The following is a 22,897-nucleotide window of genomic DNA, read 5'->3' on the forward strand; positions in this document are numbered from 1 at the left end:
TGGTGACGGCAATGTTGCAAACCGCGTTGCAGGGAGCCGAACCGGCGGCCGGCGCCGCCCAGCAGAACGCGTGGCTGCTCGTGGCGCTGCCGCTGGCCGGGGCGCTGGTGCTGCTGCTGGCCGGGCGACGGGCCAACGGTTGGGGTCACGTCCTCGGCTGCGCCACGGTGATCGGCGCCTTCGCCTACGGCTTGTGGCTGTTCTCCTCGGTCGCCGGCGCCCCGGAGGGCTCGGCGGTGCGGGAGCTCCACCTGTTCGCCTGGATCCCGGTGGAGACGCTGCAGGTCGACTTCGGGCTGCGGCTGGACCCGCTGTCGATGGTGTTCGTCCTGCTGATCACCGGCGTCGGCTCGCTGATCCACCTGTACTCGATCGGCTACATGGAGCACGACCAGCTGGGTCGCGCCGGCTCGGCGAACACCGAGCGCCGGCGGTTCTTCGCCTACCTGAACCTGTTCGTGGCCGCGATGCTGGTCCTGGTGCTGGGCAACGGCTTCGTGACGCTCTACCTCGGTTGGGAGGGCGTCGGCCTGGCCTCCTACCTGCTGATCGGGTTCTGGCAGCACCGGCCCTCGGCGGCCGCGGCGGCGACGAAGGCCTTCGTGATGAACCGCGTCGGCGACGTCGGTCTGGCGCTGGCGATCTTCCTGCTGTTCGCGAACCTCGGAACCACCCAGTACGCCGAGGTCTTCGCGCGCGCCGGCGAGCTCTCGCCGGGCGTGCTGCTGGCCATCACGCTGCTGCTCCTGCTGGGCGCCTGCGGCAAGTCCGGCCAGGTCCCGCTGCAGGCGTGGCTGCCGGACGCGATGGAGGGCCCGACCCCGGTCTCGGCGCTCATCCACGCCGCGACCATGGTCACCGCGGGCGTCTACCTGATCGCCCGCGCCAACCCGCTGTTCTCGCTGTCCCCGGGCGGTCAGCTGGCGGTGACGATCGTCGGCGCGGTGACGCTGCTGGTCGGTTGCGTCATCGGCTGCGCCTACGACGACATCAAGAAGGTGCTGGCCTACTCCACGGTCAGCCAGATCGGCTACATGATGCTGGCCGTCGGGCTCGGCCCGGCCGGCTACGCGCTGGGCATCATGCACCTGCTCACCCACGGCTTCTTCAAGGCCGGGCTGTTCCTCGGCGCCGGTTCGGTGATGCACGGGATGCACGACGAGGTCGACATGCGCAAGTTCGGCGGCCTCGCGCGCTACATGCCGATCACCTTCGCCACCTTCGGGCTGGGCTACCTGGCGCTGATCGGCTTCCCGTTCCTGTCCGGCTTCTACTCCAAGGACGCCATCATCGAGGCGGCCTTCGGCCAGGAGGGCTGGCGCGGCTGGGTCTTCGGCGGTGCCGCGGTGCTCGGCGCGGCGCTGACCGCGTTCTACATGACCCGCCTGGTGCTGATGACGTTCTTCGGCGAGAAGCGCTGGCAGAACCTCAAGGCCGCAAACGGCGAGGACTTCCACCCGCACGAGTCGCCGAGCATCATGACCGCCCCGATGATCGTGCTCGCGGTCGGCTCGGTCGGCGCGGGCATGTTCTTCGCCGGCGGCGACCGATTGGTGTCCTTCCTCTCGCCCTCGCTCGGCGAGCTGCAGGAGGCGGAGCACACCGTCCTGCCGCACGCGGCGATCCCGGTGCTGACCGTGGGGCTCTCCGCGCTCGGCGTGCTGGCGGCCTGGTTGCTGGTGGGCCGCAAGGCCGTTCCGGTGCAGCGCCCGCAGCGGGTCTCGCCGGTGGTGGCCGCGGCCCGCGCCGACCTCGGCGGCAACAAGCTCAACGACCTCCTCGCGGTGCGGCCCGCCTTCGGCCTCACCCGCGGGCTGGTGACCGTCGACCGGAAGGGCGTGGACGGCGCGGTCACCGGCGTCGCGGCGCTGCTGACCGTCGGCTCCAGCTGGTTGCGCCGCTGGCAGACCGGTTTCGTCCGGTCCTACGCCCTGTCCATGCTCTTCGGCGGCGTCTTCGTGCTCGCCGCCCTGATGGCCGTGGGGATCCCGTCATGACCAGGCACGTCCGGGAGATCCGGGAGGCGAACCGATGACCCTGCTCCTCGCGCTGGTGCTGCTGCCGATCGCCGGGTCGGTGGTGGTGGCGCTGCTGCGCGGCAACGCCACCGCCGCGAAGTGGACCGCGCTCGGCATCTCGCTCGTCGAGGTCGTGCTGGCCGCGGCGACCTGGTTCGCCTACGACCCGGCGGGCCCGCGGCTGCAGCTGACCAGCTCGGTGCCGTGGATCCCGTCCTTCGACATCAACTTCGCCCTGGGCGTGGACGGCATCGCGCTGGTGATGATCGCGATCATCGCGGTGCTGACCCCGCTGGTGCTCGGCTACAGCTGGGGCGAGCGGCTGCCCGAGGGCCGCACGCACGGCGGGTTCTTCGCGCTGCTGCTGCTCGAGCAGGCGCTGACCATCGCGGTCTTCGCCGCGACCGACGTGTTCCTGTTCTACGTGCTCTTCGAGATCATGCTGATCCCGATGTACTTCCTCATCGGCGGTTACGGCGGTGCGAAGCGCACGTACGCCGCGGTGAAGTTCTTCCTGTACTCGTTCCTCGGCGGCCTGATCATGCTGGCGGCGGCCATCGGCGCGTTCTCCTACAGCGCGCAGGTCACCGGGCGGGGCACGTTCGACTGGGCCAAGCTCCAGCCGATCCTGGCCGAGGCGCCGCTGAGCGTGCAGATCTGGCTGTTCCTCGGCTTCTTCACCGCGTTCGCGATCAAGGCGCCGCTGATCCCGTTCCACACGTGGCTGCCGGACGCCGCCGAGCAGGCCCCGATCGGGGTGGCGGTGATCGTGGTCGGCGTGCTGGACAAGGTCGGCACCTTCGGGTTCCTGCGCTACAGCCTGCCGCTGACCCCGGCGGCCTCCCAGTACCTCGCGCCGCTGGTGCTGGTGCTGGCGGTGCTCGGGGTGCTCTACGGCTCGCTGCAGGCCTTCGGGCAGACCGACCTCAAGCGGTTCATCGCCTACGTGTCCATCGCGCACTTCGGCTTCATCGCGCTGGGCATCTTCGCGTTCACCACGCAGGCGCACGTCGGCGCGGTGTCCTACATGGTCAACCACAGCATCGCCACCGGGATGCTGATCCTGGTCATCGGCATGGTGGTCGCCCGCGGCGGATCCACCCGGATCGCCGACTACGGCGGCATGGCCAAGGTCGCGCCGCTGCTGGCCGGCTGCCTGCTCATCGCGGGCCTGAGCACCCTGTCGCTGCCCGGCACCAACTCGTTCGTCAGCGAGTTCCTGGTGCTCATCGGCTCGTTCGAGACCCGCCCGGTGTACACCGCGCTGGCCACCGTCGGCATGGTGCTGGCCGCGGTCTACGTGCTGTGGCTCTACCAGCGCACCATGCAGGGCCCGGTGCGCGGGGACGCGCTGCTGGGCACCGCGGGCGGTCCGGGCGCGGTGGCCGACCCGAACCGGGAAGGCGCGCACCGGCTCCGGATGGGCGACCTGAACACCCGGGAGATCGTGGTGCTGGCCCCGCTGGTCGTGCTGGTGATCGGGCTGGGCTTCTACCCGCAGCCGGTGCTCGACGCGGTCGGCCCGTCGGTCGAGGCGACCATGACCGAAGCAGGCGTCACCTCGCAGGGAGGTAGCTGAAAGTGTTCCTCGTAGAGGGCTTCCGGACCCAGCAGACGGTCGAGGTGCCGCCGATCGACTACGGCGCGATCGCACCGCTGCTGATCATCCTCGGCGCCGCCTGCCTGGCGATCCTGGTCGAGACGTTCCTGCCGCGGCACCAGCGCTGGTCGGTCCAGGTCGGTCTGAGCCTGCTCGCCGTGGTGGTCGCCGGCGTGGCGCTCGCGGTGCACGCCCGCGCGGGCGGCACCGGGGTGACGACCCTGTCGGACTCGCTGGCGATCGACCCGCCGACGCTGTTCCTGTGGGGCACGCTGCTGGCGCTGAGCCTGGCCGCGCTGCTGCTCATCGCCGACCGCTCGGTGGAGCCGGGCGGTGCGTTCGTCGCCGAGTCGGTGCCCTCCGAGGGGCCGGGCACGATGAGCCGCGCCGCGGCGGGCGTGGCCGGGATGCGCACGGAGGTCTTCCCGCTCGCCCTGTTCTCCCTCGGCGGGATGATGGTGTTCTGCGCGGCCAACGACCTGCTGACCATGTTCATCGCCCTGGAGGTGCTGAGCCTCCCGCTGTACCTGATGTGCGGGCTGGCCAAGCGGCGTCGGCTGCTCTCGCAGGAATCGGCGATGAAGTACTTCCTGCTCGGCGCGTTCGCCTCCGCGTTCTTCCTGTACGGCTTGGCCCTGCTCTACGGCTACGCCGGTTCGGTGAAGTTGGCGGCCATCGCCGACGCCACCGCGGGCAGCCAGCGCTCGGACACGCTGCTGTTCGCCGGGCTGGCGATGCTGCTGATCGGCCTGATGTTCAAGGCGTCGGTCGGCCCGTTCCACACGTGGACCCCGGACGTCTACCAGGGCGCGCCGACCTCGGTGACCGGCTTCATGGCCGCCTGCACCAAGGTCGCGGCCTTCGGCGGGATCCTGCGCGTGCTGCAGGTCGCCTTCGAGGCCTCCAGCTGGGAGTGGCAGGGCGTGGTCTGGGCGATCGCGGTCGCCTCGATGGCCATCGGCGTGGTGCTGGGCCTGACCCAGCGGGACATCAAGCGGATGATCGCCTACTCCTCGGTGGCGCACGCCGGGTTCATGCTGCTCGGCTCGGTCGCGCTGACCGACCGCGGGCTGGCGGCCACGCTGTTCTACCTGCTGGCCTACGGCTTCACCACGATCGCCGTGTTCGGCGTGATCAGCCTGGTCCGCCGGGCCGACGGTGAGGCAACTCACCTCTCGGACTGGGCGGGGCTGGCCAAGCGCTCCCCGCTGGTCGCCTGGACCTTCACCTTCCTGCTGCTCGCCCTCGCCGGCATCCCTATGACCAGCGGTTTCGTCGGGAAGTTCGTGGTCTTCGAGGCCGCGCTGACCGACGGGATGGCGCCGCTGGTGGTCGTGGCGCTGGTGGCCAGCGCGGTCGCGGCGTTCTTCTACCTCCGCGTGATCGTGCTGATGCACTTCCAGGAACCGGAGGCGGACGGACCCACCGTCAGCGTGCCCGGTGCGTTCACCACGGCGGCGATCACGCTGGGCGTGGTGGTGACCCTGCTGCTGGGCGTGCTTCCCACGTTGGCACTGGACTGGGCGAACGCGGGTGGCTTCGTGTCGTAGAGTGCACGCCCGTAGGACGACGCGGGGGAGCGAAGGGCGAGCGTGACGGTGAGCAGGTCAGCGGAGGACCCGGTCGGCGAACTGACCGCGGGTGGATCGGGTGATTTCCAGATCACCGACGCGGAGTTGGCCGACTCGGTCAAGCAGGGCTTGGCCCGCGTCGAGTCGATGCTGCACGACCTGGTGCAGAGCGAGCTCGACTTCGCCACGCGCACCTCGCTGCACCTGGTGGACGCGGGCGGCAAGCGGTTCCGGCCGCTGTTCACCCTGCTGGCCGCCCAGTTCGGGGACCCCGCCGAGGAAGCGGTGATCAAGTCCGGTGCGGTGGTGGAGATGATCCACCTGGCCACGCTCTACCACGACGACGTGATGGACGAGGCGACCATGCGGCGCGGCGCGACCAGCGCCAACGCCCGCTGGGACAACTCCGTGGCGATCCTCACCGGCGACTTCCTGTTCGCCAAGGCCTCCCAGCTCATCGCCGACCTCGGCGCCGAGGCGGTCCGCCGGATGGCGGCGACCTTCGAGGCGCTGGTCACCGGGCAGATGCGGGAGACCGAGGGCGTCGGCGCGGGCGAGGACGCCGTGGAGGCCTACCTCCGGGTGATCTACGAGAAGACCGGTTCGCTGATCGCCACCGCGGGCCGCTTCGGCGCCTGGTTCTCCGGGGCCGATCAGGCGGTCATCGAGTCGCTGGAGCGCATCGGCAAGCTGCTGGGGATCGGCTTCCAGATCTCCGACGACATCATCGACATCGCTTCGCCCACCGACGAGTCCGGCAAGACCCCGGGCACCGACCTGCGCGAGGGCGTCAAGACGCTGCCGATGCTCTACGCCCTGGCCGATCCGGACACCGATCCGCGGCTGCGCGACCTGCTGGGTCGTCCGCTGGAGCGGGATTCCGAGGTCGAGGAGGCCCTGGAGCTGCTGCGCGCCTCCGGCGGCCTGGAGCGCACCCGCGCCACCCTGCAGGAGTACGCCGACGACGCGCGCAAGGAGCTGGCCTCGTTGCCGGACAACGCGGCCCGCGAGGCCCTGTCCGCCCTGGTCGACTACGTGGTGGCGCGCACCGGCTGAGCCCGGTGGGCCTGTCGAGAAGGTGCCGTGCGCGTCACGAGGACGACAAAACCGTGTTCGACGCCGGTGTGGAGTGATAGGTATCCGGGGTACGGGCGGCGCTGCCGGAGCCCTTAGGAGGGACGTGTCGTGATCACCTGGCTGTTCACCCAGGTGTGGCTGTGGAGCCTCGCCTCGTTCGCGCTGGGCGCGTTGATGACCTGGCTGCTGTTCGTCCGGCCCGCGCGGCACCGGCTCAAGCACGCCCTCGCCGAGCAGGTGTACTACGAGCAGGCCTACTACGACGAGCCGGTCTACGACGACCGCTTCGAACCCGACCACGTCGAGCACGACTTCGACGACCGCCGGGACCGCGACCTCGAGGAGCCGGAGGGGCCGCTGGACCTGCTCGCCGAGCAGCCGCCCGCGGCCCCCCGCGCCTACGTGCCCGCGCCCGAGCCGGTTCGGGAGGCCGAGCCGGAGCCGATCGCGGGCAACGAGCCCACCCTCGCGGAGTTCGAGCGCAGCCCGCAGCGCCCGTGGGTGCCCGCCGAGGCCCCGCCGCAGCCCGAGGTCCCGGCCGAGCAGCCCGCGCCGACCGGCAACACCTGGTTCCGCCGCTGGGAGGAGGAGCAGGTCGCCGAGGAGCCCGAACCGGATCCGGCGGTCACCGCCGTGCAGCCGCGGGTGGCCGACGCCGAGCCGGACACCGCGCGCGAGACCCCGGTGGACGAGCCGACCGAGCAGCAGCCGGAGGAGCGCGGCGACGACCTCTCCGGCCAGCTGCGCTCGCTGTTCGCGCCCGTCGAGGGCGGCAACCCGGCGGGCGAGACCGGCTACATCCCGCCGGTCGGCGCCGATGCCACCTCGGTGCTGCCCAAGATCCCCCGCGAGGAACCCGAGCACGGGGCGTCGCAGGTCAGCGGCGATCTGAACCTGCCGGGCCAGGCCGAGGAGCTGCCCCGGCGCACGCCGTCCGCCGAGAGCGGGGCACCGCAGGTCGAGCCGCGCATCCCGGAGGCGCTGCGGCAGCGCGCCGAGGCGCCGAAGCGGCGCTCCGAGGAGCCGGGCACCGGCGGTCCGGCGAACATCCAGCCCGCCGAGAACCTCGACGAGCAAGCGGACCTGCCCCGGCGCACGCCGGGCGCGCACCCGCACCCCGGCAGGGAGGTCGTGGGCAACGGGCCGATGATCAAGGGCCACTCGGCCTCGCGGCAGTACCACAGCCCGGACTCGCCGCAGTACGACGAGATCGTCGCCGACGTCTGGTTCCGCACCCCGGCCGACGCCGAGACCGCGGGGTTCGCCCCGTGGCACGGCGGTCGGCGCTGATCAGCCGGACTGCTGGGGCTGGCGCTCCAGCAGCCGGGAGAGCACGACCGTCGACACCGTGCGGCTGACGAACTCCACCGAGCGCAGCCGCTCCATGGCCTCCTCCAGGTGGTGGATGTCGGCGGCGCGCAGGTGCACGATCGCGTCCGCCTGGCCGGAGACGGTGTAGGCGGCCACGACCTCGGGCAGCGGCTCCAGGCCGCTGCGGATGCGGTGCGCCGGCACGTTGCCGCTGCAGTGCACCTCGACGAACGCCTCGGTCCCCCAGCCCAGCGCCTCCGGGTCGACCACGGCGGTGAAGCCCTGCAGCACGCCCTGGTCCAGCAGCTTGTCGACCCGGCGCTTGACCGCCGGGGCGGAAAGCCCGATGTCCGATCCGATCTCCGCGTAGCTGGCCCTGGCGTCGGTGACCAGGTGCGAAACGATCCGTTGATCCAAGGCGTCCATACGCAACATTCTGCCGCACGTGGCGAACGGAGCAGCGTTGATGATCGGTCAAGTTAGGATTTAGATTTCGATTCATGACGGTTATTGCGGCCGAACGTGCCGAGACGCGCTCCCCCAAGCAGGCCACCCCGCGGCACTTCCTGATGTGCCCGCCCGAGCACTTCGCCGTCGAGTACTCGATCAACCCGTGGATGGACCCCTCGGCCCCGGTGGATTCCCGGCTGGCGCTGGCCCAGTGGACCGAGCTGAAGAGCACCTACGAGCGCCTCGGCCACACCGTCGAGGTCGTCGAGCCGCAGCCGGGACTGCCGGACATGGTCTTCGCGGCCAACTCGGCGACGGTCATCGGCGGGCGCGTGCTGGGCGCGAAGTTCCGCGCGCCGGAGCGCGCGGCCGAGGCCGAGCACTTCCGCCGCTGGCTGACCGGTCGGGGCTACCGCGACCTGGTCATGCCCGAGCGGATCAACGAGGCCGAGGGCGACTTCGCCTGGACCGGCGAGTTCCTGCTGGCCGGCCACGGCTTCCGCACCGACCCGGCCGCGCACTCGGAGGCGCAGGAGGTGCTGGGCGTCCCGGTGATCTCGCTGAGCCTGGTCGACCCGCGCTACTACCACCTGGACACGGCGCTGTTCGTGCTGGAGAAGGGCGCGAACGCGCAGGTCGCCTACTACCCGGAGGCGTTCTCGGCGGGCTCGCGGCGGGTGCTGGAGCGGATGTTCCCGGACGCGGTCGTCGCCGACGCCGAGGACGCGGCCTGCCTGGGGCTCAACGGGGTCTCGGACGGTCGCAACGTGGTGCTGCCCCCGGAGGCCGCGGGCCTCACCAGGGCCCTCGCCGAGCGCGGCTACGAGGTGCACCACGTCGACATCGCCGAGCTCCGCAAGTCCGGCGGCGGCCCCAAGTGCTGCACGTTGGAGATCCACTCCTGACCCGAATCGCCTCCCGATCCGGGTGCCGCTTCCGAGGGTTCTCCGGATCGCACCGGGCGGGTGAGGCCGGGGAGGTGTTGGAACGCCGGAGGGCGCTGCCTCGCGAGGCAGCGCCCTCCGGCGTTTCTCGGGGCCGGTAGGCGGTCCGCCCGATGTTCGCGAACGGGCGGGTCCTCCGGAGCTCCGCGGGGCCTGGCGACGGCCCCGGTCGATCACTGGTCGAAGACGGCCTGGACGCCGAGCTCGACCTCGATGGTCGGGCCGACCACCGCGATGCCCTTGGCCAGCGTGGCCTGCCAGTTGACCGCGTAGTCCTCGCGGCGCAGCGTCGTGGTGGCCTGGCAGGCCACCCGCAGGTCGCTGTCGAAGCCGGGGCCCTGGAACCGCCGCTGCCCCAGGTAGATCGCGTTCAGCGAGACCGGGCTGGAGTTTCCCCGCAGGGTCAGGCTGCCGGACACCGACCAGCGGTCGGCGCGCAGGTGGGTGAACCGGGTGCCGCGGAAGTGCATCACCGGGTGGTTCTCCACGTCGAAGAAGTCCGCGGAGCGCAGGTGGTCGTCGCGCATCTGCACACCGGTGTCCACCGAGGCGGTGTTGATGGACATCTCGATGCGCGAGTGCTCGAAGCTCGGGGCGACCTCGACGAACCCGTCGAACTCGTTGAACCGGCCGTGGATCTTGGACATCCCGATGTGCTGGGCGACGAACCGGATTTCGGTGTGCAGCGGGTCGAACCGGTAGCGGCCCGGCTGCGGCAGCTCCAGGGAGTCGTCGGCCACCAGCTGGATCCCGCCGAGCGGCGTGCGCTGGTTGACCTGGACCTGCAGCTTGGTGCTGTAGCGGCGGAAACCGCCCGCCGCGATGGAGAGCTTGTGCGTGCCGGGGGCCACCGAGATCGCGAACCCGCCGTAGGAGTCGGTGCTCGCCTCCGCGATCACCTGGCCCATCCGGTTGGTGATGTTGACGGTCGCGTCCGGGAGCAGGTTGCCGTTCTCGTCGTGCACCTGCCCGGTGACCACACCGCTGTCCAGGGGTGTGGGGTGCAGCGCGAAGACACCGCGCGGCGCCACGCCCGCATCGGCGCCGGACAAGCGCCTGCGAAGCTTGGCGAAGACCATGTGCAATCCCTTTCGCTCTTCATCCGCGAGGGGGAAACGGACGAAGATAATCGGCTTATGCTGCTAGACCTTTCAGAGCCTAATTTGAATGTGAATTTCACCCGATGGGTGGGTTAGTTGCACTCGGCACATCCGGTGAGCGGAACCAGTCGCCGCGTTCGTTCGTTCCACTGGTGGCTTCAACGTGAGCGAAGCTGTAACGAGAGCGGTTAGGTCACGGGAAGCGATCGGCTCCGCGCGCCGGCAGGACGGGCCGCGCGGCCGGAGCTGATCGGGACTCGGGCGGAGGCGAGCGTGCACGGTCATTTCAACGGGCTGAAAACAGCGGTCCTGCTCGGCGGCATGAGCGCACTCGTGCTGCTGGTCGGGGCGATCTTCGGCAAGGCCGGACTGGCCATCGCGCTGCTCGTGGCGCTGGGGATGAACGGCTACGCCTACTTCAACTCGGACAAGCTGGCGCTGCGCTCGATGCGCGCCCGGCCGGTCTCGGAGGCCGAGCAGCCCGCGATGTACCGGATCGTGCGGGAGCTGGCGACCTCGGCGCGCCAGCCGATGCCCGCGCTGTACGTCAGCCCCACCCGCGCGCCGAACGCGTTCGCCACCGGGCGCAACCCGCGCAACGCCGCGGTGTGCTGCACCGCGGGCATCCTGGAGTTGCTCGACGAGCGCGAGCTGCGCGCGGTGCTCGGCCACGAGCTCTCGCACGTCTACAACCGGGACATCCTGATCTCCAGCGTCGCCGGTGCGCTGGCCAGCGTGGTCACCTTCCTGGCGAACTTCGGGATGTTCTTCGGCATGTTCGGCGGCGACGACGAGGACCGCCCGAACTTCCTGGCGATGATGCTGGTCGCGGTGCTTGGCCCGGTCGCGGCCGCGGTGGTGCAGATGGCGGTGAGCCGTTCCCGCGAGTACCAGGCCGACGCCTCGGGCTCCGAGCTCACCGGCGACCCGCTGGCCCTGGCCTCGGCGCTGCGCAAGCTGGAGGCGGGCACCGCGCGCGCCCCGCTGGCCCCGGAGCCGCAGCTGGTCTCCCAGTCGCACCTGATGATCGCCAACCCGTTCCGGCCCGGCGAGAAGATGGCCCGGCTGTTCTCCACGCACCCGCCGATCGACGATCGGGTGCGCCGCCTGGAGGGCCTGGCGGGGCATCAGCTTCCGCCCGGCTGGTGATCAGGCCCCGGCCTTGCGGGCGATGTCCATGACGTACTCGCCGTAGCCCGACTTCTGCTGCCGGGCGCCCAGCTCGTAGCACTCGGCGGCGGAGATGTAGCCCATCCGCAGCGCGATCTCCTCCAGGCAGGCGATCCGCACGCCCTGCCGGTGTTCGAGGACCTGCACGAACTGCCCGGCCTCCAGCAGCGAGTCGTGCGTGCCGGTGTCCAGCCAGGCGAAGCCGCGGCCCAGCTCGGTCAGGTGCGCGCGGCCCTCGCGCAGGTAGGCCATGTTGACGTCGGTGATCTCCAGCTCGCCGCGCGCCGAGGGGGACAGGCCCTTGGCGATGTCGACCACCGCGTTGTCGTAGAAGTACAGGCCGGTGATGGCCTTGTTCGACGGCGGGTCGCTGGGCTTCTCCACGATCGACAGCAGCTTTCCGCCCGCGTCGACCTCGCCGACGCCGTAGCGCTGCGGATCGCGCACCGGGTAGCCGAACAGCGTGCAGCCGTCCAGGTCGCGCACGCAGTCCTGCAGGATCCGGGAGAAGCCCTGGCCGTAGAAGATGTTGTCGCCGAGCACCAGGGCGACCGGGTCGTCGCCGATGAACTCGGCGCCGATCACGAACGCCTCGGCGAGCCCGTTGGGCTGCTCCTGCTCGGCGTAGTCGACGTGGATGCCGAACTGCGAACCGTCGCCCAGCAGCCGCTGGAACAGCGGCATGTCCGCGGGCGTGGTGATCAGCAGCACGTCCCGGATGCCGGCCAGCATCAGCACCGACAGCGGGTAGTACACCATCGGCTTGTCGTAGACCGGCATCAGCTGCTTGGACATCGCCTGCGTCAGCGGATGCAGCCGGGTGCCGCTGCCACCGGCCAGCACGATCCCCTTCACCGCAGCCCCTTCCCCGGGAGCGTGCTCGCCCTGCGCGCTGCGCAGGGCGTCGCGCGCCTGCTCACCGGTAGTTCTCGAACTGCAGCGCCACGTCGAAGTCCGAGGACTTCAGCAGCGAGATGACCTCCTGCAGGTCGTCCTTCTTCTTGCCGGAGACCCGCAGGCTCTCGCCCTGGATCTGCGCCTGCACGCCCTTGGGGCCCTCGTCGCGGATCTTCTTGGAGATCTTCTTCGCGATGTCCTGCGAGATGCCCTGCACGAGCTTGCCGGAGGCCTTGTAGACCTGGCCGGAGGACGTGGGCTCGCCCATGTCCAGCGCCTTCAGCGAGATGCCCCGCTTGATCAGCTTCTCCTTGAAGACGTCGATGGCGGCCTTGCAGCGCTCCTCGGTCTCCGACTCCAGCAGCACGGCTTCCTCGCCCGCCCAGGAGATCTTGGTCCCGGTGCCGCGGAAGTCGAACCGGTTGGCGAGCTCCTTGGCCGCCTGGTTCAGCGCGTTGTCCACCTCCTGGTGATCGACCTTGCTGACCACGTCGAAGGACGGATTAGCCACCGCTCCTACCTCCCATTAACCAGCTGACGAGTCTCCCCGACACGCTACCGGCCCGCTCCCGGCGGCGACCGGGCAACGGCCCGAAACCGGCGAACCGCGAGCGCGCGCCGCTCAAGGGGCGGCCGCGGCGACGGCGGCCTCCAGGAAGCGGTCGAGGAGGTGCCCGCGGTGGCCCGGCAGGTGGACCAGGTGCACCGGGCTGGACGGGGCTCCGGTGAGCGGGAGGAAGCGGACGGCGCGGTGGCTGATCCGACGCCGGGCGACCTCGGGGACGACGCCGATGCCCCGGTTGGCGGCCACCGATTCCAGCCACTCGTCGAAGTTCCCGGTCTCGATCACCTGCTCGGGGCCCTCGCCCGGCGGGAACGACCACGGTCCGGTCGTGCCGCTGCGCGTGTTGACCACCAGCGGCCAGGACGGCACCTCGGTCCAGTTCAGGCGTTCCCGGTGCGCCAGGGCGTTGCTCTCCGAGCACACCGCGACGCGGGTCTCGTCGTAGAGGTGGACGGCTCGGGCGGTCTTCGGGGCGTGCCGGATCGGGCCGCGCACCAGGGCCACGTCCACCGCCCGCTCGCGCAGGGCCTGCAGCAGGTCGTCGCAGCGCACGAGGGTCACCGACGAGCCGACGTCGGCCTCGAAGCCGGACATCGCGCGCTGCGCCCAGGGGTCGGGAAGCAGCCAGCTGAAGCCGAGCCGGACGGCGAGGTCCTTGCGGACCGCGGCGATGCCCCGGTCGAGCGCGGCGATGATCTGCTCGGCGTGCGGCAGGAACTCCTGACCGGGCCCGGTGAGGCCGATCCGGCGCGCGGAGCGGTCGACCAGCTCGACGCCGAGGACCTCCTCCAGCTGCGCGACGGTGCGGCTCAGCGCGGGCTGCGTGATCAGCAGCTCCTCGGCGGCGCGGGTGAACGAACCGCGACGGGCCACCGCGAGGAACGCCCGGATGTGACGCAGCTCCACCTCCACGAGTCGGGCCCCTCTCGCCAGCTGCTATGCCCGGCGGGCATACAACCAGCGCAGCGGGCATTTCACAAGCCCGCTGCGGCCGCCTAGCGTCGTGGGCACCAGCGCCCCGATCGAGAGGACAGCCTTGCTCACCGAACTCGGCATCACCGCACCCGTGCTCGCCGCGCCGATGGCGGGCGGGCCCTCCACCCCCGAGCTCGTCGTCGCCGCGGGCAAGGCGGGCTCGATGGGGTTCCTCGCCGGCGGGTACAAGACGCCGCAGGCCCTCGCCGAGCAGATCGCGGCGGTGCGCGCCGAGGGTGTGCCCTTCGGGGTGAACCTCTTCGCGCCCAACTCGGTGCCAGTCTCGACCGCGGACTACCGCGCGTACCGGGAGCAGCTCCTCGGCGAGGCCGAGCAGCTCGGCGTGCAGCTGCCCGACGAGCCCGTCGAGGACGACGACCACTGGCGGGCCAAGGTCGAGCTGCTGCTCGCCGACCCCGTCCCGGTGGTGTCGTTCACCTTCGGGCTCCCGGACCGGGAGGTCATCGGCCAGCTGCGCGAAGCGGGGACCCTCGTGGTGCAGACGGTGACCTCGCCGAACGAGGCGGGGCTGGCCGCGGAGGCCGGGGCGCAGGCCCTGGTCGTGCAGTCGGCGGCGGCGGGCGGCCACTCCGCGACCCTCACCCCGGCGCAGAACCCGCCCGAGCTCCCGCTGCCGCAGCTGATCGGCGAGGTCCGCGCGGTCACCGACCTCCCGCTGCTGGCGGCCGGCGGGATCGGCGGGCCCGCGGACGTCGCCGCCGCCGTCCGGGCCGGGGCGGAGGGCGTGGTGGTCGGCACCGCGCTGCTGCGCACCCGCGAGAGCGGGGCTTCCGCGCCGCACCGGGCGGCGCTGGTCGATCCCGCCTTCGGCAGCACCGTGGTCACCCGCGCGTTCACCGGCCGACCGGCCCGCGCGCTGCGGAACCGCTTCATCGACAGCTACGAGCCGAGCGCCCCCACGGCCTACCCGGCGCTGCACCACCTGACGAGCCCGCTGCGCAAGGCGGCGACGGCCTCCGGCGACACCGACCGGATCCACCTCTGGGCGGGCACCGGTCACCGCGAAGCCCGCGTCGAGCCCGCCGCCGAAACCCTCGCCCGCCTGGCTCAGGACCTGTGAGGACGCGTCCGCCGACGGTTGGGCTCGCGTGCGCGCGGGAGCTGGAGCCCGCGAGCGCGCGCGGGGGAGCCGTCCTGCTGCGGAGCACCGTCGACGGGGCCTGGATCGGCGCAGGCGCGGGGCTGGTCTGCGGAATCCTGATCGGGATCTGGGGCGGTGCGGGCGCCGCACCGATTTCGTCGGGATTCCTGGGGCTGGCCTCGGTGGCCGGGTTGGTCGCCGTGCCGACGGGGACCGCTCTCGGAGCGGTCTTCGGTGCCGGGTTCGGCGTGGCCGCGCTGGCGGGTGTTCGCCGTCTCGTCCGGTTCGAGACCGCGGTCGTCGCGCTCTTCGGCGGACTCGTCCTCCTGCTCGCGATCACCGGTTCGTCGGGCGTGAGCAGCGGGCTGCTGGCGTGGATCGCCGGACCGCTGCTGCTCGGCACGCCCGCAGCGGCCCTGCACGGCTGGAGAGCGCACCGCCGCGTCGCCTGATGGCGGTGCGGGCCGGGGAGCCTCACGACGTGCCGCGCGGTTCCGGAGCGCCGAGCTCGGCTTCCGAGTCGTGGTCGTCCCGCACCGGACCGTCCGGCCGGTGACCGCCGCATCTCGGGGTGGAAGTCGGGGTGCTGCCGGATGTCCGGGAGGTTCGGCTCGGCGAAGCTGGCGGCATGGCTCGGTTCAACGAGGTCTCCTGGCGCCTGGCCCTGTTGCTGGGGGCGTTCGCCCTGGTCCGGCCGTTGCTGTCGATGGCCGGGGTGATGGACGCCCTGGGCGAGCCGGCTGCTCCGCTCGTGGCCACCGCGGTGATCTCGGCGGTGTGGATCGCGGTGGTGGGGCTCTCGCGGGTGCGGCACCCGGTGCGCACGCTCGTGGCCGCGGGCCTGATCTACGCCGTGCTAGCGGTGGTGCTGAGCGCGGTCGGCTCCGTCCTGCTGACGGGCCAGCTCCAAGGACCCCTGGCCACGCCGTGGGGCGCTGGCGTCCTCGCCACCCTGGCGGTCAACGCGATCTGGGGAGCGGCGGCGGGAGTCCTCGCCGCAGCCCTGCAACGCGCCCTCAACCGGCACCACCAGCCGCACCCCTGACACCTCTCGCAGGCCGCTCAGCACCGACGGCCGGGTCCCAGGTCGTGCCTGGCGGCTGGGGCAGCTGGGACGCGCAGGTCAGAGCGCGCGGATCCAGTTCTGGCCGACCAGGTCGTGGCCGAAGCTGTGGTGAGGTTCCTCTTCCACGAGCGTGAACCCGGCGGCCTCGTAGATTCGGCGTGCCGAGACCAGCACGTCGTTGGTCCACAGCGTGATCGTCCGGTAGCCGGCCGCCGCGGCGAAGCGCAGGCATTCGTCCACCAATCGGGACCCCACGCCGAGGCCGCGGGCGGTGGGCAGCACCAGCAGGGTGCGCAGCTTGGCGGTGTGCGCGTCGGCGGCCACGCAGAACACGCACCCGGCCCGCCGGCCGTCGACCTCGGCGATCCACGCCGCCTCGCGCTGCGGGTCGTGCTCGGCGGCGTAGTCGGCGACGATGCGGGCCACCAGCGCCTCGAAGCTGGTGTCCCAGCCGAACTGGTCCGCGTACACCTCGCCGTGCGCTTGAACCACCCAGCCGAGGTCGCCGGCTCGGTTCAGCGGACGCAGTCGCACCCGCGTCTCGTTGGCCGCCATCGGAGGCACCCTTTCCACTGACACGACTGTTTCAGTGCTGCTACGGTAACGCCGTGGCCGGCGAGAAACCACCCCCATCAGCGCGCCAGCTCGACCTCCTCGAACGCGCCTACCAGTACGCCCTGGAACGCGGGATCGCGGAGCTGTCGCTGCGACCGCTGGCTTCCGCGATCGGCTCCAGTCCCCGGGTGCTGCTGTACCTGTTCGGCAGCAAGGACGGCCTGGTCCGCGCGCTGCTGGACAGAGCCAGGAGTGACGAGCTGGCGCTGCTGGAGCGGCTGAACGCTCTCAACGGCCACCGCCCGGTGGGCCTGGAAGTGGCTGCGGAGCAAATCTGGTCCTGGCTGGCCGACTCCTCCCACCGCCCGCTGCTGACTCTGTGGGTCGAGGCCTACGGCCGATCCCTGGTCGAACCGGGCGGCCCCTGGGGCGATTTCGCCCTATCCACCGTCGACGATTGGCTGGCCGTCCTGGCCGCCGCCCAACCACCGCAGCACCGGGCGACGGAAGCCGGCCACCAGCAGCGCACGCTGGTCCTGGCGGTGCTGCGCGGGGCGTTGCTGGACCTGCTGGCCACCGGCGACGAGCAACGCGCCACCGCCGCGGTCCAAGCCCAGCTGGAGATGTTGCGCGCGGCCAGCGCAGCCGGAGCGAGCTCCTGACCGCGAGAGGAAGCAACCCGCGGGGGCTCAAAAGGCCCAGGAGTCGCTCCACGAAGTCGAACGCAACCCCCCCGGCGCCACGCCGCTGACGAGGTGGCCGGACAACGCGAATCGATCCCTGACCGCTTACGCGCTGATCAGGGGGGCCGATTTCCCGTGGTGCCGGGTAGAGGATGCGAACCTCTGAAGGCCAGCGTCTGCGAAGCGGTTCTCGCAGGCGCTTGTCGCCTGCCATCGTGCAGCCCACCCCGTCGGTCCGGTCCGCCCCGTGCACGGACCCGGGCCACCCGGGGACAGGAATGAGACGTTGCGGAGCGCGTCTGGTTGATCTGCGGCCCACATCACGTTGATCAGGGGCGCCACGCCTGTCGTCGTGTTGTCGCCCGCATCGTCGCCGGGCATGGCTGCTCACTTCCGCGTGGACGTGTTCCAGCACCTCCCCGCCGACCAGGCCGAGCAGTTCGAGGGCGAACTCGACAGGCTGCTGGACCGCTACCGGTTGCGCGGCAAGGTGCATCCTCCGGCCCGCTTCGTCGCCCGGGGCAGCACCAACGGGCTCATCCTGCACTTCGACGACTGCAAGATGATTCACCGCCAGGGTCCGGCATATCGGATGACGGCGGAGGAACTGCTCGACCGGCTGGCGGGCACGTCGAACCGGCCGTCGTGGTGTGAGCGCTGCCGGACGCGGAACAAGAGTGCGGCGTTGCCGCTGGATCAGGTGGAGCAGCTGCGCACGGCGTTCGAAAACCAGCTGTGGGTAACGCCGAGCGGTTCGGGGCCAGGGCGGCGTGCGCGGTGAATAACCCGCGGCGCCCGGCTGTGCACCGGCAGCAGCACCGCAGCGTTGTGAGCATGGCCTGCCCCACACTCCGTGCCTGACTCGTTTGCCGATGATCACGAAAACGTTTCACGATCCCCGCCGTGAACCGGAACCTCGACCGCCGCATCCGCGTCCGTGACGCCCTCGTCGACGGCGTCCTCGTGCTTGCGATCGCAGGAGTCCTCTTCCCGGCTCTGGGCGCCGCGCTGACTGGCCCTGTGGGTGTATGGGCCTTGCTGGTCATGCGCGGGCTGCGCGCACACCGCCGCGCCGGTCGGCCGATCACCGGAACCGTGCTGCGCGACGCGGCGCTACTGCGCCTGCAACAGCGAGCACCGTTCCGGCGCGCCAAGAAGCAGGACATCACACGAGTCTTCCGCCGGGGTGGCCGGGATGGATGGGCGGGCACGTCTCATGTTGACCGCGAACGGCTGTGGACTGGTCGCACTCAGCTACGGGGCCGTCGCCATCGGCGGCAGTGACCACCCGATGCTGTCCGGCGTGGTCGCCGTGCTGGCTCTGGTCGCCGCAGTGTGCGGCCGGTGTGCGATGCGCCCGTCTCCGGCGAGGTGATCGGGATGAGTAGGGATCAAATCGTCGCGGTCATCGCCTTGAGCACCTTCGGACTGTTCCTGGTGGGGCTCACGGTGTTCGCGGTGGTGCGCGCCTGGCGATCACCAAATCGCCGCCCGATGCGCCAAGCATGGGCGGAAGCAACGCAGCCGAAACGGTGGGAGTGGTCCGGGAAACTGCTCTGGTTTCCGGCCATGCTGGTCGGAGGATTTCCGTGGAGCCCTGATCTTGTCCGGTTGGCCGGATACAGCGCGGCAACGCTGATCGCGATCGTGACCGGCAGCGGCTACGTGCTGGCACGTCGTCGAGAACGACGTGCCGCTCCGGGTGATCGGGATGCGTGAACGGTTCCGCAACTGGTTGCGGACCGCGCCGAGATGGAAACGATGGCAACGAGCGCATTGCCTCGCCGTGACCTGTGTCGGCGTGCTATACGCCATCACGATCTTCAACTACACCACCACTCACGAGGCGGAACAGTCGCTACTCCCGAAGGTCGTCCACGACAACCTCTTCTCCGTCTTAGGCTGCGCCGCGATCATCACCGGCGTCGTGTGGATCAATTACGCGCAGGCTCGCGCCAAAGCAGGCCACCGCTGGCGCGACACCTCTTCTGGTGGTTTGACGATGAATTGATGCCACAACCCGGAGTCATGCAAGCCCGCCACGAAAAGGTACGTCATGCGGGTATTCCGAACCGGCCGAGGCGACCGGTATGACCCAGAAGGGAAAGCAGGATGATCGAGCGGCTCCGCGCCTGGTGGCAAACCGGGCCCGCGTGGAAACGGTGGGAACGCGCCTACTACCTCACCATCGCCTGCGTCGGCGCTCCCTTCGCCCTCACCATCATCATCCAGACCGCCGTCCACGGCCCCCGGCAGCAAATGGCACCCGCCACCGCCTACACCATCATGGCCCTGTTCGCCTGCGGCGTCATCATCAGCAACATCGTGTGGACCTTCTGGGCACGCGCCCGCCGCGAAGCAGGCCACCGCTGGATCGACATCCTCATGCAACGCGCGCCAACCAACGATGACTAAGCGCCTCCGAACCTGGTGGAAGTCCGGGCCGACATCGAAACGCTGGGAACGTGCCATGCAGTTGGGGTTCTTACCGCCGATGTGGCTCGGTGGGATGCTGCCGCTGTGGCCCGGTCCGGTTCGGTTCGCCTGGTTCGCCGTGGCATTAGTGGGCCATCCACCACTAGATATCGCCGGGTCGTGGCGTCAGGGACGGGCGAATCTGCGCGCCGTGTTCCGGTGGGGTGATCGGCCGTGAAGCCACGACACCCGAAGGCGCTGCGCATCGCCGCAGTCTGCGCCCTCACCGGACTACTACTGGCCCCCGCGGGGCTCGACCGACTACCCCAACCCACCGAAGTCCTCGTGTTCCTCGCCGCCGGTGCAGCGGTCTACCTGACCATCCGCCGGTACGAGGACCGGCTCCAATGAGCGAAGCGACCATCGGCCTGATCATCGTCGGCGTGCTCGCCGTGGCGCTGCTGATCGCCGTGCTGGTGTCGGCGCGACACCTCATCCGCCGGGCTCGGGCCACGGCGCGGGAGCTGCTGACCTCGCTGCTGGGGCAACCCGGCCAAGATCAGAAACCAGGTGCTCCATTCCGAGGATTACCGTCCAGTCGCCCACTCTTGGCGCTGGCACGCTTCGGTGTCGACGTGGCTCAACGGCGGGGGTCGAAGCGACTCGCGTCGCCGAGTGGGCCGGCCACAACGTGGGCGTGCTGCTCCGGGTCCACGCGAAATGCTTGGACGCTGGCGAACAGCCAGCTCGCGAACGGGTGAAACAAGCACTGAGCAGAGCCCGATGGATTTCGGCGTGTATTCGGCGTGGATAGCCGTACACGGCCGGACGGCACCGGACACAGCCGGACTGCAAAGCAAAGACCCCGTGACCGCTTACTCGCTGGTCACGGGGTCTTCTTCCTGCTGGTGCCGGGTAGAGGATTCGAACCTCTGAAGGCAATGCCGGCTGATTTACAGTCAGCTCCCTTTGGCCGCTCGGGCAACCCGGCGTGCGCGCCAGCCTCGCTGGCTTGCGGGAAAAAGCATACATACCGCTCGGGCGCGTGCTGCGAAGGGGGTCGGGGTCATCCTTCTTCCGGGTGGAACACCAGCGAGTCCGCGCGCCGCCGTCCCGCGTCGAGCTCGGCGCGGAGGGTTTCCGGCAGCGTTTCGGGGAAGTCGGCGCCCGCTGCCTTGAGCAGCACCATGAGCCTCTTGGCCAGGCCGCGGGCCTGGGTGAGGCGGATCTCCGGCTGGGCGAGCTGGTCGCGGGACTCGTCGAGCATCTTGCGGTAGCGGTGGTTGAGGTCCGCGCGCTCGCCGAGGAGCTCCAGCGCGCGGTCGAGCTCCGCGAGATCGGACGTCGCGATCTGGACGAAGTACGGGTCTGCCACGGGCCTCAACCTACGTCGCGGATCGTCGGGTTCCCGCCGATGGTCGGGTGTCGCGCGGGTTCGGCGGGATAGCCTGGCGGCATGGCCATCGATCGGGCGGGACGCGCGCGGCGCCGCTGGGAGAAGCGCGCCGCCGAGGGCGCGCGGCCCGAGCCGCTGCGCTCCGCCGGGGTCGCGCTGGGCGTGGAGGGCCTGTTCAGCGCTGGCGCCAAGCATCAGCTCGATCAGCTGGCCTACGTCGAGGTGGTCAAGGACGACGAGCGCGAGTCCGGCGGCGGGTCGCTGGACTTCGAGTCCGAGACGCTTCGCCTCGACAGCCGGTGGGACTGACGCGCGACCTCAGGTCGTGGCGCTCCAGCCGGTCCACCTGGTCACCTCGACCACGATGAGCTCGCCGGTCGGCGGTTCCCGCTGGTACTGCGGGTACTTCTCGATCAGCGCGGAGCGCAGCTCCGGCCGGGCCTCCGGGGCGTGGACCTCGGCCGAGCCGTCGGCGCGGGCCCACCACAGCCGGCTCCAGTCCTCGTCGTAGTGGTCGACGAGCAGCGCGACCCGCGGGTTCGCCTCGATGTTGGTCAGCCGCCGCAGCCGCCGGCCCGATTTCGGCTTCCAGTCGACGGCGGTGGCGATCCGGTCGCCGACGGTGACGAACACCACCGGCACCAGATGTGGGACCGAATCGGTGCCCGCCGTGGCCAGATGGGCCGTGCGGGCCTCGGCGAACCGGGCGCGTGCCTGCTGATGGCTGATGCGCATCGTCGCTCGCACTCCGTATGTTCGAGGTGTGGCTTTCAACGCCCCATCGCCCCCAGGGTCCGCCACCGACGCCGGCCCCGGCTACCGCGAACAGCACCACTGGCAGCGCTACCAGGAGTTCTTCCCCGGATCGCTGCGCGTGGCCGCGGACAACGCGCCAGCCGAGCAGTGGTGGCGGTGGCGCGGATCGCTGGTGCACCTCGACCGGGTCGCGCGCCCGGACGCGCCCGCGAAGGTGATCGCGCTGCACGGGGTCGGCAGCTACGGGCGGATGCTGGCGCCCTACGGGCGGCTGCCCGCCCTGGCGGATCTGGAGTTCATCGCCCCCGACCTGCCCGGTTTCGGGCTCTCCGGGGCCGGGGCGTCCGGCGGGACCTACCGGGACTGGATCCGCTGCGTCCGGGACCTCGTCCGCGAGGAGCGGGCCCGCGACCCGAGGCCGATCGTGCTGCTGGGCTTCAGCACCGGCGGCCGGCTCGCCTACGACGCGGCTGCGCGCGCCGAGGTCGCCGGGGTGATCGCGACCTGCCTGGTGGACCCGAGCCGCGACGAGGTGCGCCGAACCCTCGCGGCCAGGCCGGAGATGGTGCGCCTGGCGCGGGTGCTCGACCTCGCCAGGGGGCCGCTCACCATGTCGCGGGTGCCGGTGCACTGGCTGGTCAACATCGCCGCGATCTCGAACCACACCCAGTACGCGAACCTGGTGTGGGCCGACCGGCTCGCCGGCGGCGGCTGGCTCTCGCTCGGCTTCGCGCGCAGCTGCCTCCAGGCACGCCCCGCGGTCGAGCCGGAGGGCTTCGACCGACCGCTGCTGCTCGCCCACCCCGAGGAGGACCGCTGGACCCCGCCGAAGCTCTCCGAGGGCTTCTTCGGCCGGATCGGCTCGCCCACGCGGTGGGCGAGCCTGCGCGGGGCCGGGCACCTGCCGGTGGAGGAGTCCGGGCTGGCCGACCTGGACCGTGCTGTACGTGACTTTCTGGATGAATTCGACATCCAATGATGACACGTTGTGCCTAGTCCGATCACCTTCCGTGTCCGGCCGGTTTCGTTGCTGCGGGCATCCTCACAATGTGCCGAGGCCCTCGTCGTTAGCAGAAGTAAAGCTTTTGGTCCTGCTTGGCGGATACCGTCTCCGCAGGTAGACGGGCCCTTCACCGAAAGTGATCAGGGAGCATCCGCCAATAGGGTGTACCCGTTCGGGGTATCTGGGCGGTGCCCGGGCCGTCGTTGGCCCCTGGTCATCCGTGTCCGCGTGCGTCACGATCGG

Annotated in this window: 28 protein-coding genes and 1 tRNA gene; 20 read left to right on the forward strand and 9 right to left on the reverse strand. The window is 70.7% G+C overall.

The window, feature by feature from the left end:
- Nucleotides 1-11 precede the first annotated feature (11 nt).
- The 5 genes from nuoL (at nucleotide 12) to ACFQRI_RS09460 (ending at nucleotide 7,556) form a co-directional block, all read left to right on the forward strand.
- The gene (gene nuoL / locus ACFQRI_RS09440; RefSeq protein ID WP_380666710.1) at nucleotides 12-1,997 is read left to right on the forward strand and encodes an NADH-quinone oxidoreductase subunit L; all 1,986 of its coding nucleotides are present in this window, start codon (nucleotides 12-14) and stop codon (nucleotides 1,995-1,997) included.
- A 34-nt stretch (nucleotides 1,998-2,031) separates the two neighbouring features.
- Nucleotides 2,032-3,597: an NADH-quinone oxidoreductase subunit M gene (locus ACFQRI_RS09445; protein WP_380666712.1), complete on the forward strand. Its 1,566-nt coding sequence runs from the start codon at nucleotides 2,032-2,034 to the stop codon at nucleotides 3,595-3,597.
- Between the two features lie 2 nt (nucleotides 3,598-3,599).
- On the forward strand, nucleotides 3,600-5,168 hold the full coding sequence (gene nuoN / locus ACFQRI_RS09450) for an NADH-quinone oxidoreductase subunit NuoN (RefSeq protein WP_380666714.1): 1,569 nt from the start codon (nucleotides 3,600-3,602) through the stop codon (nucleotides 5,166-5,168).
- A 48-nt stretch (nucleotides 5,169-5,216) separates the two neighbouring features.
- On the forward strand, nucleotides 5,217-6,245 hold the full coding sequence (locus ACFQRI_RS09455; RefSeq protein WP_380666716.1) for a polyprenyl synthetase family protein: 1,029 nt from the start codon (nucleotides 5,217-5,219) through the stop codon (nucleotides 6,243-6,245).
- Between the two features lie 129 nt (nucleotides 6,246-6,374).
- Nucleotides 6,375-7,556: a sunset domain-containing protein gene (locus tag ACFQRI_RS09460; protein WP_380666718.1), complete on the forward strand. Its 1,182-nt coding sequence runs from the start codon at nucleotides 6,375-6,377 to the stop codon at nucleotides 7,554-7,556.
- On the opposite strand, the gene ACFQRI_RS09465 is transcribed toward ACFQRI_RS09460, so the two are convergent.
- The gene (locus ACFQRI_RS09465) at nucleotides 7,557-8,003 is read right to left on the reverse strand and encodes an Lrp/AsnC family transcriptional regulator (protein ID WP_380666720.1); all 447 of its coding nucleotides are present in this window, start codon (nucleotides 8,001-8,003) and stop codon (nucleotides 7,557-7,559) included. It abuts the gene before it with no gap.
- Nucleotides 8,004-8,077: 74 nt separating this feature from the next.
- On the opposite strand from ACFQRI_RS09465, the gene ddaH reads away from it, so the two are divergent.
- Nucleotides 8,078-8,932: a dimethylargininase gene (gene ddaH, locus ACFQRI_RS09470; RefSeq protein ID WP_380666722.1), complete on the forward strand. Its 855-nt coding sequence runs from the start codon at nucleotides 8,078-8,080 to the stop codon at nucleotides 8,930-8,932.
- A 212-nt stretch (nucleotides 8,933-9,144) separates the two neighbouring features.
- On the opposite strand, the gene ACFQRI_RS09475 is transcribed toward ddaH, so the two are convergent.
- On the reverse strand, nucleotides 9,145-10,050 hold the full coding sequence (locus tag ACFQRI_RS09475; RefSeq protein WP_380666724.1) for a YceI family protein: 906 nt from the start codon (nucleotides 10,048-10,050) through the stop codon (nucleotides 9,145-9,147).
- A 294-nt stretch (nucleotides 10,051-10,344) separates the two neighbouring features.
- Here ACFQRI_RS09475 and htpX point away from each other — a divergent pair, with 294 nt between their 5' ends.
- Nucleotides 10,345-11,220, forward strand: coding sequence for a zinc metalloprotease HtpX (htpX, locus tag ACFQRI_RS09480; RefSeq protein ID WP_380666726.1), 876 nt, complete (start codon nucleotides 10,345-10,347; stop codon nucleotides 11,218-11,220).
- Here the strand turns inward: htpX and rfbA are convergent, their stop codons facing one another.
- From rfbA to ACFQRI_RS09495, 3 genes are all read right to left on the reverse strand, one after another.
- Nucleotides 11,221-12,096 (reverse strand): glucose-1-phosphate thymidylyltransferase RfbA, encoded by an 876-nt coding sequence (gene rfbA, locus ACFQRI_RS09485; RefSeq protein ID WP_380666728.1) that lies wholly within the window; start codon nucleotides 12,094-12,096, stop codon nucleotides 11,221-11,223. It abuts the gene before it with no gap.
- 61 nt (nucleotides 12,097-12,157) lie between these two features.
- Nucleotides 12,158-12,649, reverse strand: a complete 492-nt coding sequence (locus ACFQRI_RS09490; RefSeq protein ID WP_380666730.1) for a YajQ family cyclic di-GMP-binding protein — start codon at nucleotides 12,647-12,649, stop codon at nucleotides 12,158-12,160.
- Nucleotides 12,650-12,760: 111 nt separating this feature from the next.
- Nucleotides 12,761-13,609, reverse strand: coding sequence for a LysR family transcriptional regulator (locus tag ACFQRI_RS09495; RefSeq protein WP_380666732.1), 849 nt, complete (start codon nucleotides 13,607-13,609; stop codon nucleotides 12,761-12,763).
- Nucleotides 13,610-13,739: 130 nt separating this feature from the next.
- Here ACFQRI_RS09495 and ACFQRI_RS09500 point away from each other — a divergent pair, with 130 nt between their 5' ends.
- From ACFQRI_RS09500 to ACFQRI_RS09510, 3 genes are all read left to right on the forward strand, one after another.
- Nucleotides 13,740-14,759, forward strand: a complete 1,020-nt coding sequence (locus tag ACFQRI_RS09500) for an NAD(P)H-dependent flavin oxidoreductase (RefSeq protein ID WP_380666734.1) — start codon at nucleotides 13,740-13,742, stop codon at nucleotides 14,757-14,759.
- The gene (locus tag ACFQRI_RS09505; protein WP_380666736.1) at nucleotides 14,756-15,232 is read left to right on the forward strand and encodes a hypothetical protein; all 477 of its coding nucleotides are present in this window, start codon (nucleotides 14,756-14,758) and stop codon (nucleotides 15,230-15,232) included. Before ACFQRI_RS09500 ends, ACFQRI_RS09505 begins: the two co-directional genes overlap by 4 nt.
- A gap of 176 nt (nucleotides 15,233-15,408) precedes the next feature.
- On the forward strand, nucleotides 15,409-15,825 hold the full coding sequence (locus ACFQRI_RS09510; protein ID WP_380666738.1) for a hypothetical protein: 417 nt from the start codon (nucleotides 15,409-15,411) through the stop codon (nucleotides 15,823-15,825).
- Between the two features lie 78 nt (nucleotides 15,826-15,903).
- Here ACFQRI_RS09510 and ACFQRI_RS09515 read toward each other — a convergent pair whose 3' ends face one another.
- Nucleotides 15,904-16,401, reverse strand: coding sequence for a GNAT family N-acetyltransferase (locus ACFQRI_RS09515; protein ID WP_380666740.1), 498 nt, complete (start codon nucleotides 16,399-16,401; stop codon nucleotides 15,904-15,906).
- A 53-nt stretch (nucleotides 16,402-16,454) separates the two neighbouring features.
- Here ACFQRI_RS09515 and ACFQRI_RS09520 point away from each other — a divergent pair, with 53 nt between their 5' ends.
- The 8 genes from ACFQRI_RS09520 (at nucleotide 16,455) to ACFQRI_RS09555 (ending at nucleotide 20,260) form a co-directional block, all read left to right on the forward strand.
- The gene (locus ACFQRI_RS09520) at nucleotides 16,455-17,063 is read left to right on the forward strand and encodes a TetR/AcrR family transcriptional regulator (RefSeq protein ID WP_380666742.1); all 609 of its coding nucleotides are present in this window, start codon (nucleotides 16,455-16,457) and stop codon (nucleotides 17,061-17,063) included.
- Between the two features lie 400 nt (nucleotides 17,064-17,463).
- Nucleotides 17,464-17,865, forward strand: coding sequence for a hypothetical protein (locus tag ACFQRI_RS09525; protein ID WP_380666744.1), 402 nt, complete (start codon nucleotides 17,464-17,466; stop codon nucleotides 17,863-17,865).
- Nucleotides 17,866-17,987: 122 nt separating this feature from the next.
- Nucleotides 17,988-18,368 carry a hypothetical protein gene (locus tag ACFQRI_RS09530; protein WP_380666746.1) on the forward strand — a complete coding sequence of 127 codons (381 nt, stop codon included), beginning with the start codon at nucleotides 17,988-17,990 and terminating at the stop codon, nucleotides 18,366-18,368.
- A gap of 96 nt (nucleotides 18,369-18,464) precedes the next feature.
- Nucleotides 18,465-18,803 (forward strand): hypothetical protein, encoded by a 339-nt coding sequence (locus ACFQRI_RS09535; RefSeq protein ID WP_380666748.1) that lies wholly within the window; start codon nucleotides 18,465-18,467, stop codon nucleotides 18,801-18,803.
- Nucleotides 18,796-19,095 carry a hypothetical protein gene (locus ACFQRI_RS09540; protein ID WP_380666750.1) on the forward strand — a complete coding sequence of 100 codons (300 nt, stop codon included), beginning with the start codon at nucleotides 18,796-18,798 and terminating at the stop codon, nucleotides 19,093-19,095. The genes ACFQRI_RS09535 and ACFQRI_RS09540 overlap by 8 nt, the downstream gene beginning before the upstream one ends.
- Before the next feature lie 101 nt (nucleotides 19,096-19,196).
- On the forward strand, nucleotides 19,197-19,499 hold the full coding sequence (locus ACFQRI_RS09545; RefSeq protein ID WP_380666752.1) for a hypothetical protein: 303 nt from the start codon (nucleotides 19,197-19,199) through the stop codon (nucleotides 19,497-19,499).
- A gap of 234 nt (nucleotides 19,500-19,733) precedes the next feature.
- A complete protein-coding gene (locus tag ACFQRI_RS09550) occupies nucleotides 19,734-19,910 on the forward strand; it encodes a hypothetical protein (protein ID WP_380666754.1) in 177 nt (58 codons plus the stop codon).
- On the forward strand, nucleotides 19,907-20,260 hold the full coding sequence (locus ACFQRI_RS09555) for a hypothetical protein (protein ID WP_380666756.1): 354 nt from the start codon (nucleotides 19,907-19,909) through the stop codon (nucleotides 20,258-20,260). Before ACFQRI_RS09550 ends, ACFQRI_RS09555 begins: the two co-directional genes overlap by 4 nt.
- A gap of 145 nt (nucleotides 20,261-20,405) precedes the next feature.
- On the opposite strand, the gene ACFQRI_RS09560 is transcribed toward ACFQRI_RS09555, so the two are convergent.
- A tRNA-Tyr gene (locus ACFQRI_RS09560) sits at nucleotides 20,406-20,490 on the reverse strand.
- Between the two features lie 75 nt (nucleotides 20,491-20,565).
- Nucleotides 20,566-20,874: a hypothetical protein gene (locus ACFQRI_RS09565; protein WP_380666758.1), complete on the reverse strand. Its 309-nt coding sequence runs from the start codon at nucleotides 20,872-20,874 to the stop codon at nucleotides 20,566-20,568.
- Between the two features lie 81 nt (nucleotides 20,875-20,955).
- Between ACFQRI_RS09565 and ACFQRI_RS09570 the strand changes: the two genes are divergently transcribed.
- On the forward strand, nucleotides 20,956-21,204 hold the full coding sequence (locus ACFQRI_RS09570; protein ID WP_380666760.1) for a hypothetical protein: 249 nt from the start codon (nucleotides 20,956-20,958) through the stop codon (nucleotides 21,202-21,204).
- A 9-nt stretch (nucleotides 21,205-21,213) separates the two neighbouring features.
- On the opposite strand, the gene ACFQRI_RS09575 is transcribed toward ACFQRI_RS09570, so the two are convergent.
- Nucleotides 21,214-21,630: a TIGR03668 family PPOX class F420-dependent oxidoreductase gene (locus ACFQRI_RS09575; protein ID WP_380666762.1), complete on the reverse strand. Its 417-nt coding sequence runs from the start codon at nucleotides 21,628-21,630 to the stop codon at nucleotides 21,214-21,216.
- A 28-nt stretch (nucleotides 21,631-21,658) separates the two neighbouring features.
- Between ACFQRI_RS09575 and ACFQRI_RS09580 the strand changes: the two genes are divergently transcribed.
- Nucleotides 21,659-22,630 carry an alpha/beta hydrolase gene (locus ACFQRI_RS09580; protein WP_380666764.1) on the forward strand — a complete coding sequence of 324 codons (972 nt, stop codon included), beginning with the start codon at nucleotides 21,659-21,661 and terminating at the stop codon, nucleotides 22,628-22,630.
- The last annotated feature ends 267 nt before the right edge of the window (nucleotides 22,631-22,897 follow it).

Origin of the sequence: Saccharopolyspora griseoalba, from assembly GCF_042665275.1 — a bacterium.
Classification (GTDB): Bacteria; Actinomycetota; Actinomycetes; order Mycobacteriales; family Pseudonocardiaceae; genus Saccharopolyspora; species Saccharopolyspora griseoalba.